Source organism: Burkholderia sp. Bp8991 (assembly GCF_003853795.1).
Lineage (GTDB): Bacteria > Pseudomonadota > Gammaproteobacteria > Burkholderiales > Burkholderiaceae > Burkholderia.
This window is the reverse complement of sequence record NZ_QTQJ01000099.1, coordinates 1-260: the sequence shown is the minus strand read 5'-3', so window position 1 is coordinate 260 and position 260 is coordinate 1. Positions and strand designations below refer to the sequence as shown.

Annotated in this window: 1 pseudogene; it reads left to right on the top strand. The window is 59.6% G+C overall.

The features are described 5' to 3' along the window. Window positions 1-260 (top strand): annotated as a pseudogene (locus DIE02_RS35325) (hypothetical protein); the annotation flags it as partial.

Sequence of the window (260 nt, the reverse complement as noted above, 5' to 3'; positions counted from 1 at the left end):
CACGATCAGGTGATTTCGGCGGTGACGGTGCAAGGGATCGGCTGGCGCGGCATCAGCAAGCACGAACTCGACGATATCGGCGCGGCCGGTATCCTGACGCAACGGGTCTTTGCTTCCGATTTTCCGGTCGGCGTGAAGAAACCGTACCGATACTGGGAAGACGATTGGCGGCATGGCAAACAAGGAACGAAGCCGGGGTTCTGGTATCCGCCGTCGCCGCCGGCCAAATTCAATCTCGTCGGCGCGGTCAAAGGAAATGA